General features: G+C 41.1%; 7 protein-coding genes and 1 pseudogene. All 8 read right to left on the reverse strand.

Annotated elements, in window-relative coordinates:
- Positions 1 to 104: 104 nt before the first annotated feature.
- Positions 105 to 779 (reverse strand): sugar transferase, encoded by a 675-nt coding sequence (locus BTN49_RS07555; protein WP_097356668.1) that lies wholly within the window; start codon positions 777 to 779, stop codon positions 105 to 107.
- Between the two features lie 67 nt (positions 780 to 846).
- A complete protein-coding gene (locus tag BTN49_RS07560; protein WP_223823825.1) occupies positions 847 to 2091 on the reverse strand; it encodes a glycosyltransferase family 2 protein in 1245 nt (414 codons plus the stop codon).
- A complete protein-coding gene (locus BTN49_RS07565) occupies positions 2057 to 3136 on the reverse strand; it encodes a glycosyltransferase (protein ID WP_097356670.1) in 1080 nt (359 codons plus the stop codon). Before BTN49_RS07565 ends, BTN49_RS07560 begins: the two co-directional genes overlap by 35 nt.
- Positions 3137 to 3298: 162 nt before the next feature.
- Positions 3299 to 5701 (reverse strand): hypothetical protein, encoded by a 2403-nt coding sequence (locus tag BTN49_RS07570; RefSeq protein WP_190319275.1) that lies wholly within the window; start codon positions 5699 to 5701, stop codon positions 3299 to 3301.
- A 55-nt stretch (positions 5702 to 5756) separates the two neighbouring features.
- The gene (locus BTN49_RS07575) at positions 5757 to 7256 is read right to left on the reverse strand and encodes a GumC family protein (RefSeq protein WP_097356671.1); all 1500 of its coding nucleotides are present in this window, start codon (positions 7254 to 7256) and stop codon (positions 5757 to 5759) included.
- Entirely contained in the window at positions 7253 to 8413 is a 1161-nt protein-coding gene (locus tag BTN49_RS07580; protein WP_097356672.1) for a glycosyltransferase family protein, read from the reverse strand. The genes BTN49_RS07575 and BTN49_RS07580 overlap by 4 nt, the downstream gene beginning before the upstream one ends.
- The gene (locus tag BTN49_RS07585) at positions 8410 to 9225 is read right to left on the reverse strand and encodes an acyltransferase (RefSeq protein ID WP_097356673.1); all 816 of its coding nucleotides are present in this window, start codon (positions 9223 to 9225) and stop codon (positions 8410 to 8412) included. The genes BTN49_RS07580 and BTN49_RS07585 overlap by 4 nt, the downstream gene beginning before the upstream one ends.
- 992 nt (positions 9226 to 10217) lie before the next feature.
- Positions 10218 to 10476: pseudogene (locus tag BTN49_RS17945) on the reverse strand (IS5/IS1182 family transposase); the annotation flags it as partial.

A 10476-nucleotide genomic window follows, 5' to 3' on the forward strand; every position in this document is an offset into this window, starting at 1 on the left:
AAAGGAAAGATATTATTGTAGGTGACCTCTATTAATAATCTGGTTTGTAGCTCGCCGGAAAATGAACTAGATCTATGAGCGCAGGCTCATGAACATAGCTTATGTCACTGACCGTGACCCCTTACCATGACCATTATGGTTTTAAATATAATGTAGCAATCCATTTTGAACCACATCCTCAGTGAGGAGAGGGATAATGCATAGGAATGGTCAAACCCTACCTTCGAACGTACATCTTCAATGCAGGTATCATAACCTTGGTTAATTTGGGCTAGACCTGTAATTCCAGGTCTAACTCCATAGGTGCGGTCAGCAAAGTAGGGAATGGCATTTTCTAGTTCTTGATAAAAACTAGGACGCTCAGGGCGTGGGCCAATAATTGACATGTCACCAACTATTACATTGATAAATTGAGGTAGTTCGTCCAATCGAGATTTTCTCAAAAAACGGCCAATTCTGGTTACACGCGGATCACTTTCGGTTGCCCATGTTGCCCCAGTTACCCTTTCAGCATCGATATGCATGGTGCGAAACTTCATCATATGGAAAATTAAACTTCGGTCGGGTAGTGCACGTCCAATTCGTATTTGACGAAAAAGGATTGGACCCGGACTGTCGAGTTTTATTGCAATAAAAATAAGTGGGTACAGGGGGAGTGTTAACCACAATCCGATAACTGAAAACAGAATATCAAAGACACGTTTTATTGTTGCAGTGGTAGGATTAATGTCACTTTTTCTGTATGTATGCTGCGTGTCTACCCTGTTTTTATGATACATAGTTGCTACATCTTTCTTTGAGGCGACGAGATGTGATGATCATTTTCAGGTATCTCAATATGCATATTCATCTTTTTTTCTCAATAGAATTGTATGTAGGTAAACAGACCCGCTGCCAGCGACCTTTTTCAAGACCAACAATGTATCGAAGAGCACCAAGCATATTGGCGGTATGACTTGACACCAGATAACACAGTGTTGCCAGCAGCGAATTTTTTGGGGTGATATTGCAAACAACGAAAAATGTGACGACGATGTAGGTTACTGATTGTAGCGCAGCTCCGACAGCAAATAAAATGTGGTATTGTGCTAGCCATAACCATGCGAGTAATGCAGTTAACATTAGGAAAGGCATGACGACACGAAGTGCTTTGCCTGAGATGAAGGTAAATGCAATGCCACCGTGCTGAGGGTGAAGCAAGTTCATCAAACGGAGTAATTGCTGATAATTACCCGCTCCGATTCGAAGACGACGTTTGAAATTTTGGTTAGCATTTGTCGGCTCGAGTTCAATAGCACAAATTGCTTTATCAACACTTGAACGGTATCCGCGTGCTACGATCTTCGTCGGAAGTACAAAGTCATCATTAATAGTATCTTCTTCAAGAGGTGAAAACAGACTGCGGCGAAATAAATATAAAGCGCCATGTGCCCCAAGTGTCGAACCCAGTTGGGCTTCTTGGTATTGAAGAGTACTCTGATATTCCCAGTATTTTTTCTCCCCTTTTGAAGGATAAAGTAATTGGTAACGACCATTCACTACACCGACAAGAGGGTCAATGAAATATGTTGCTGCAATCAATAATGCATCAACAGAAATAAGTGCAGATACATCACTCATCACAACAATATCATCTCCGATCGAAGGCATAATTTTATTAATCACGGCAACCTTACCTTCGTTCTCTTCATACTCGATAATAGTCATCTTTAAATGTTGACAAGTCACTTCTCGAAGGGTTTCACTTGCAATGTAAGCTGTGTTATCCGTACAGCCATCACATGCTAATATCACGCACAATTTATTGCTCGGATAATCGAGTGATGAGAGATTACGGATCTTATCTGCAATCCATTTAGCTTCGTTATATGCTGGCATCAGTACTACCATACTGGAAAGCTGGTTATCCGATTCGGTATTGTTGTAACTGCGTGTTGGTGATGGTATCAACTTAGGAGGAAAGTAACGCACCAGCACACGTAGTAGTAGGGGATAGCCGAGATGATGATAAATCACCAAGTAGGTGCTAACGGCTGTAACCCAAATAATCCAAGTGTTATCCATATTGTGATATTTCCGTAAGCGCATCATAGGCGCTTACCATGGTACGGATGTTTGCGTTTAATACAACAAATTGGCGAGGACTTGTAACTATGCCTTCGTAAAGGTATGTCAAGATCTTTTCTGCCATGTCTTTTGCATCTCCTACCTTGAGAACTATGCCACTTTTTGGACAAAGCGTTTCGATGGCACCACCAACATTCGTTAGAGCAGTCGGAATATCACATGCCTGTGCTTCGAGTGAAGCAAGTGGAAAACCTTCATTATAGGAGGGCAAACAAAAAAGGTCTAACGCTTGGTAAAAGCAGGTCATGTTGTTGACATATCCCAGAAAATGCACTCGATCAGTGATTTTCAAAGACGTGGATAACGCGATGAGTTCATCCTTAAGCGAACCGATTCCTGCGATGGCAAGATGAACATCAGACGGTAATATAGACATAGCCTCAATTAAAACATGGTGGCCTTTTACACCCTCTAATCGGCCACTAACACCGATAAGTTTAATGTCCTTTAGTAAGTTCAATTCTTCCCGTGCACTATTTTGGTTACCAGGAATATACTTGTCAATGTCTATACCATTTTTTATGACTTGAATATTTTTCATTCCGACTAAGGTGTTCAATGTGTTAGCGACGGTATCGGCATCCGCAATTACTGTTGGTGTTGTTAGGAAATTAATAATTCTTTGCAGTAATTGATGGCGTTTATTTTTGTAATGCCAAGCATCATGTTCTGTATGGATAAGTGATATACGTGCTAAGCGAGAGGCCAGCCCAGCGTAAAAATAAGGACCAATATGATGTGTGTGTACGACATCGGCGTGAAGTTGAATAAAAATGCGCAGCAATTGAAAAATTAATACCAGAGAAAAACCAGCTGGCTTGTTGAGAAAAATTAATTGTTCTTGAAAATATTCTAATTGAGGCCATGCCTCAATCGCAGACTCTTTGTCCCCTTCTAGGCTGATGATTGTCATTTGTTGGCTGTAGTTCGAGAATCGCAATAATCCAAGAACCATGGTTTCAAGCCCACCGACTTTTAAATGCTGTACGACTTGAATGATTGTTTTCAAGATTACCTCAAATACAATGAATAAACATTTGTTAGGATGAAACAGGTTTTATATTCAAGCAAGATTCATACCCTATATATAATTAATTGATAATTTTGGGTTTAAAATAAATCCAACGGGTGTAGTTGCCTATTATTTGTATTCTAGGAGGTTATATGAGAATCACTGGGTGAGGTTAATGATTTGTTGACGCCACGTGCTAAGTTGATATTTCCCCACATTCTTCATGACTTGCCATTCATCAGGGATCTCTCGGCGTAATTGATTCAAGAGTGACTTGGCGGTGCTGTCGTATTGTGCTTGGTTAACTAACCAGAGTAACCAACGGTGATCGATGATACCCTCCATCATTTCATAAAGCACAATGTTAATATCAGGCTCTTTAGGGCAAGGGTATTTTGAAGGATACAGGAATTGTACATCAATTTCTCGACCATCAGTAGGGTCGAAGGGGTCGGCGGTGGGCATGCGTCCGTGCCATTTTAAGAATCCATCCGCTCCGGATTTCCAGAGATAAAACCCAGCTGCGGCACGTGGATTAGGCAGGTTGTAAAGCCAAACTTTACGATCATCTTGTTGTGCATCCTGTATTTCCTTTTTGTCGGCACCAAACCCATCATTGATGAGGATCATATCGAACATGGGAAGGTATTTTTTGTCTTCCTCATGGTTAAGGTGTCCGGCTAATTTTGCACTGGGCGCCAATAACGAAAAGTTTCGGTACATTTCTTTGAAAAGATCAACATTTCCAGGATTACTTGGTTCATCTGCAATTGACCAATATGGGGAGTTATGAAGACGTTGTTTGTGTTGCATCTCCAGCCTTGCAATCACATTGGCGGCATTGCTTGAACCAAGTATCTGACTTAATCGCTTAGCCGGAGCATATGCTAGCGGAGCGTAAAATCCCATTTTGTTTAACAAAATAGAAAGTGTTTCAAACTCTTCATTCAATTCGTCATTGTGTGGTGTTGGGTATGGGGGAGAAATGCCAGTTAAACCCAGCTTCCTAAGGTACTTAAGATCACAGATCATCGCTTGTTCTCCAAATGAAGATAATGTCTCGAACCAGCCAAAGTAAACAGGTTTTTCCAAATAAATACCGACGGGTTTCGTTAGATCTGGCAATGTAACAGGTATAATTTTGACACTGAACGGAGCGCTTAAGCTTTTCCCCTGCATCATGATATGCAGTTCCCCTTGGTATTTTCCTGCAGGTATTCCTTGCGGCACATCCACGCGAACCATCAATTGTCTTGGCATGGCCAAATCAGTATTTTCTGGCATTAGTCCATGTCGTAAGTAGGTATCTTTGACTTCAAGTAAGGTCGATGACAGGTGTGTGCGAATCAGGTGCCATTGGCTCCAATGTACAGTGGTGGGAATCGTAATGCCGTTTTTTTTTGGTTTTTTCACCATAATGAAAGGAGCACCTAGGATATTTCCTTGTTGAAATAAAAACTCTGCAATGACAGATATGCCAGGTACGGCGTAAAGCATCGATGCCGTCGCCTTGAGACTGGGTTGTCCCGTTGAAGATTGACGCCAATCTTCAACTGGCCAGTTTCTTTTCCACCACACTTTACGTTGGCGAGTGAGCATATCAAGGATCATAGGATTGGTACTTGGTACAGCTAAAATGGCACTAACAAATTGCGCGTCGATTGAATCACCACGTAAACGCAGTATCACTGGCTTTCCATCACTTACAACATTGAAAGTTATGCGGTCATCTATTCTTTTTCCAAAGTGTTCCCAACTGTTACTCTCTGGTGACACTTGGATATCTCGCCGACCAAGGTAAACATGTTCAATCCACTCCATCGGAGAACGGTTCTGCACATATACACGTCGACCATTGGCGTAAATTTCCCTTTGTAAAGGGTGTGGGAGATATTCCCACTCACCTGCATCCCTTAACCACAGTGTAATTTGCCACTTTCCGACAGGTAAGGGTAATTCTACGGTATCAATTCCTCGAATTCCATCAATAGTCAGGCTATCCGAAAGTTGCATTCTCGTACTTCGATCAATGGAATCTAACATTTTTCCTGTTAGCATGCCGGTATGGACGGTTAAAGGCTTAAAACCAGGCCAAATAGCGCTGTCGACAGGCCCTAAATCCCATGCATAAATGTTTTCTCCAATGGGTTTCGGTATTACAATATTGGCGGAAATTATGGAAAATCCCTGTCGAGGTTCACTAGGGAAAAGTATGATCTGTTGGAGTGTTGAGAGATTAAGCTGACGACCGTTCGGGGTTCTTAGGCTGGCAAAAGATATATGTAATTCAAACTCACCAAAAGGGATCACACGTTCTAAGTTGGCGCGATCGGCGTAGCTAGGATTCTGAGTATCATCTGCTCGAATAACCAAGGTGATGTTAGCATCCGACAGGTTGGTGCCTTTAATCAGTAGTAGCGTGGTTTCAGATACGGAATTTAATTTAGATTCTTCTAGTAGAATTTTAGATACTGCAGGTGTGCAAATTATCAATAATAAGGTGAACAGTAAAAAAAAAACATTATTTATTCCTTTCTTCACTTGTATAAGAAGAATTCTCATTTTATTCTCCTATTTATCGCCTAGTAGGAATCCAAGTCATTTTGGAAATACCATTTTACTTTTTTGGACTAGATAATACTTTTATATGCCCTTCGATAACTAAATGATTGCTATCAATAAGTGTGAATTTATCTTTTAGTGGGGGAATACGGGTGATTACGGGGGAACTAGTAATAGCCTCCAATGTTGAAATATGGCGGATTGTTGTATTGGTAAGTTCAAGTAATACAGCCGTGCTGAACCCCAGTAATACACCTCCGATTAGGCCAGAAATCGTGAAAACGATCAAAGAAATATTGCTAGGTGTACTAGGAGAAAATGGACGGTCAATTATTTTGATGCGTTTATCTTGTTCGAACACCCCGAGTGAACTGGTTAATCTTGCCATTTCATAACGCTCAAGTAATTCGTGAAACAATTTACGTTTTATTCCTAAATCATGTTGAAGTGTTTGTATCTTACGCTCTTTTTCACCTGATTGATTAGTCTTTAACTCCAACGCCTTAATTATTCCCCTCAAGCTAGACGTCTCCTCCTGCAGCATGTCAACCCTGCTTCGTGCAAGTTGGAGGTTTTCAAGTTGAAAAATCAACATAGGTTGAGATCCATTCTCCGTGTTAAGGTGGGAGCTGCTAGCGATATCCCAGAGTTGGTTGCTATCTACCGTAAGTATAGTGTTTGCAAGGAGCTTGGTTCTTTGCTTCTCTAAATGGTTGAGATTACGTATGGCACCTTTAACCATACTGTGTTGATCGGTATAACGTGCTTTGAGTAAGGCCAACTTACTTCGAATTTTGACAATCTGCTCTTCAATTCTGCCGATAACTGGGTTGGTACTAGAAAGTTGTTGATCAAACCCACCCAAACCTTTCTTGGCACCTGCCATTTCGGCTTCTTTTTCAGAGAGACGTTGCTTCAATTGCTCAATACGCGAATAGTTTGCGATCTGAAGTTCTGGTAACCCTTCTGGATGCTTACTTTTGAAATCTGTGAGTGCAACCTCTGCCTTGTCGAGGTCTTTACGACGGAGTTTAATGTGTTCTGACAAGAAATAACTGGAATCTTTCATTGATGAACGTTCAGGTGCTAAAAGTTCATCAATAACATAACGGCTTACGTCCTCCAACGTTTCCTTCATACCCTCAGATTGGTTTGAATGATAATCTATCCGAATAACATCTTTACCTATGGTGCTCATAGTTAAGCCATTTGATAGAATTTCTATGGTATCATTGATAAGTCTTGGTTCAGACTTTTCGGTAATAAACCCTTGTTGTAAAGCTACCTTACCTAGGATGTGCCGACTGTGTAATAGTGTTTGTAAGCTGCTAAAACGTTCATCCATTTTTGCTGAGACGGCTAAATCTTCAAGAAATGGATTCATTTTAGATGTCTCTTGAATCAACATACTGGTATGTGAATTAAATGCTTTCGGGGTTAACAATCCAATTATCGTACCTATGAGAGGAAAAATGATAATGGGCAACATAATTACGTACCGTCTCCGCCAAGCTCCATCTAGCAGAACCAGCAGTTTATACGTCAGTGTGTTCATAGGGCATCTAACCATCTTTCTAAATCTTTCGCACGGGATTCCCAAGTATGTAGTTTAACTGCGTTTTGCTGCTGTTTCCGGCGCAATCTATTGCATGATTCATAGCGTTTCTCATGGATCTGTTGGAAACGAACTTGCTCAAGCGCGCTTACCATTTCGTAGGCAGTTTGCACTATCGAGACGAATGAGGAATAACTTGTGATGGCAGGGAAAGGGGTACTGATAATAGGAGTACCAGTGGCAAGATATTCTCTTAATTTTAATGGGTTGCAGGATTTAATTTGTGCGTTACTTGTGAAGGGAAGCATGCTCACCGTCCAATGTTGACTGTAGCTAGGTAGTAAGTGATGTGGGCGATGAGCGAGTAACGTCACATTACTATACGATTTTAGTAGTAATGCGCGTTTACACGCTGAACCAATGAAAACGAAATCCCAGTAAGGTAACACTGAAATAATAGTATCTAACAAATTGTAATCCAACCATTCAGATAAGGAACCATAAAAGCCTGCAATAGGGCGCTGGTTGTCAGGCAAATCAGGAGCTCTCAATACTGGTATGGAAAATAATGTATAATCAACACCATGTGGTAGAAATTTAGTACGTTGGTGGGGGAAGCGAGAAACCAGAGTTTCGCTAGAGGCTAAAATAAGATCAGCTTTTTCGACCAATTCTGCTTCGCGGCGCACGACAGTGTTATGATCGACTCCTGCCAACGAGGAAAAATCATCACAACAATAATAAACTAAAGAGGTCGTTCCTAGCTTGTCAGCTACATCAACGGCTGTAGGTAAGGATGTCCACATGATTGGATCACGTAACTTCGCTCTCTTGATTATAGGGAGCAATTGTCTGCTTAACCAGTTTGAAGCCAGTTCGCGACTAAAACATGTGCGTGGTGCTGGGAGAGTGATTGGATTAACGATCGTTATATTGTGAAGTGCTAGTTTTTCTTGAGCAGGTTTATTACAGATCGTCTTGGCTGATAACTTTTTCAATACACGCATGATGTCATGTACTGACAGGTGAGGTTGACGGAGACCAATAGAGTTAATCCAAATAATCTTACGTTTAACAGCAAGGTGACGGATTAGGTGTTGGGTGCTTGATGGTAATCCACCCCAATCTTCTCCAAACACGATAAGGTCTCTGCTCATTTTTCCCTCTCTGTATTAGTTGCTATTTCTGTGTTATCGACTCCTCTTGTATTAATAACCTTATCCACATAAGTTTCGATCTCTGCATCGGTTAAACGTCGGATTATCTTTGCAGGCATTCCTCCCGCGAGTACATTGGGTGGTAAATCTGATGTTACCACACTACCTGTCGCTACAATGGTTCCATGACCAATGGTAACTCCCGCCATAACAGATACCCCTGTTGCTAACCAGACATCTTTTTCAAGGATAATATCCCCGATCTGACAGTCTAATTCTGGCAGTCCAGCGGCGCGGTCTTCCGCATTGATGGGATGACCTGGGTATCCTGTAAGGAAAGCACGACCAGAGATTCGTACGTTGTCACCAATAACGATTTTTTGTCCGACAGCGATGGTGGTTTGCCAACCAATATCGATATTGTTGCCGATGAGCAATTTAGGTTGTTTGTTACCACCGTCGACCCCTGACTTGGGATAGGCACGTCCTGAAAAAGTGGATTGACCCGAGATTCGGCATCGTTCTCCAATTGAAATGTGTAATGGACCACTGATATAGGGTATACCTCCATAGAGGTACAAACCTCGCCCGACATGTTGTAGACGGCCTTTAAATAAGGGTGTCCACCATAAAGTTCTGGTTAAGTTTGTCCATGTAACCATCAAGAATGTGGTGATATAGTACAGTGGTAAAAAAATAACTTTCGGGGCGGGTATACTCATGAGTATGAGTGCATTTAGTGCGTGAAAAAGCCATTGAGCTAGAGGGTTTTGACTGTTTTTTAGCCAGTGTCTGATTGATTGAATGGCCATTAAATTATTCCACCATTACAAATTTTGTAAAACTATGTGTTTGGTTTGAATAGCTATCTTCATGAAGATAATGTCATAAGCGAGAAATTGTAGTGGAACAGTGTAGAGTAAATACCGAAAGACAGGATATGTATTTGGTGTTTTAAGTCCATGTACAATATGCATTTTTTCCGGTTTAATTCCTTTATGGTTACTAATCTTAGGATTATGTGTAGTACTCTTTCGAAGATTTGATCTGCTATGCACCTGCAAGGTGCAGGGAGCGGTAATAATCACTATAAGTATATATTCGGATGAAACAAATGATTGTGTTATGGATCCGACTCCTTCAAGTTTCTTGGCTACGGCAGCCATTACGTGTTGTGACGGCAGCGAATACTCAATCAGCTTGCACTCAATTCTTCTGATCAATCGCACTGTGGTCTTGACTGATCTAAGGTTTATAAGACCCAAAAACAGCAGATGAACTATAAAGGCCTTGATGGATCTTACATCGATTCTAGCACCTATACGGGTTTTGACAAAACCGTCACTGTCTGCCATCATCCTACCTGAATCGACGTTCATTAGTGGCAACCAAGTAAAACGATCTTGTCTAGTAGAGAGTAAAGCCCCTAATTCATCGTAAATCATGACAAATTAAACTCTCATCAGTGACAAGATATTTGAGGGCAATGAAGAGTCTTGATATCGGTATTCAGGGGTGATACCAATTTTAACAGATGTGTCTTCATAACAGTAGTCAAACCAATAGGAGGGGAAGATGATTGCACAATCTGAGGTGTAACAAGTGACAATCGATAGTAGGTTGTAACGTCCAAATTGTATGGAAATTTCGTGTCTTTCAGCGTGAAATAATGTTGTTGTAGTAGTCTTCCTCATGACGGCACTCCAAACCTTTTCCATCCTCAATCAAGAATGTGTTAGGGTCGTAATAGTGTTATTGATTAAATCAGGCCTATAACGCACTAAGCCCAATATTATTTACAGTTTTAATTTATCTGCTGGCGAACAGGCATACTGAGTCTTATAACTTTGTTCATAGCTTTCACATTTGCCAGCGATTCACTAACTTGTGCATTATAATTATGAAGAGTAAGTTTAGGGCTGAGCAATTATTTATAGCGAAACATTGCTGTCTCTGCTAATGAGAGTTTGTGATAACCCCTGTCCTTTTTTACTCCGCCAGTTTGTCCTATTTTAAAGCCTTTACAGCTTCATTTCTAGGATACTCTTCCTCCCAGTACCCCG

This window comes from Candidatus Enterovibrio escicola, from assembly GCF_002464935.1.
In the GTDB taxonomy this organism is placed as follows: Bacteria; Pseudomonadota; Gammaproteobacteria; order Enterobacterales; family Vibrionaceae; genus Enterovibrio; species Enterovibrio escicola.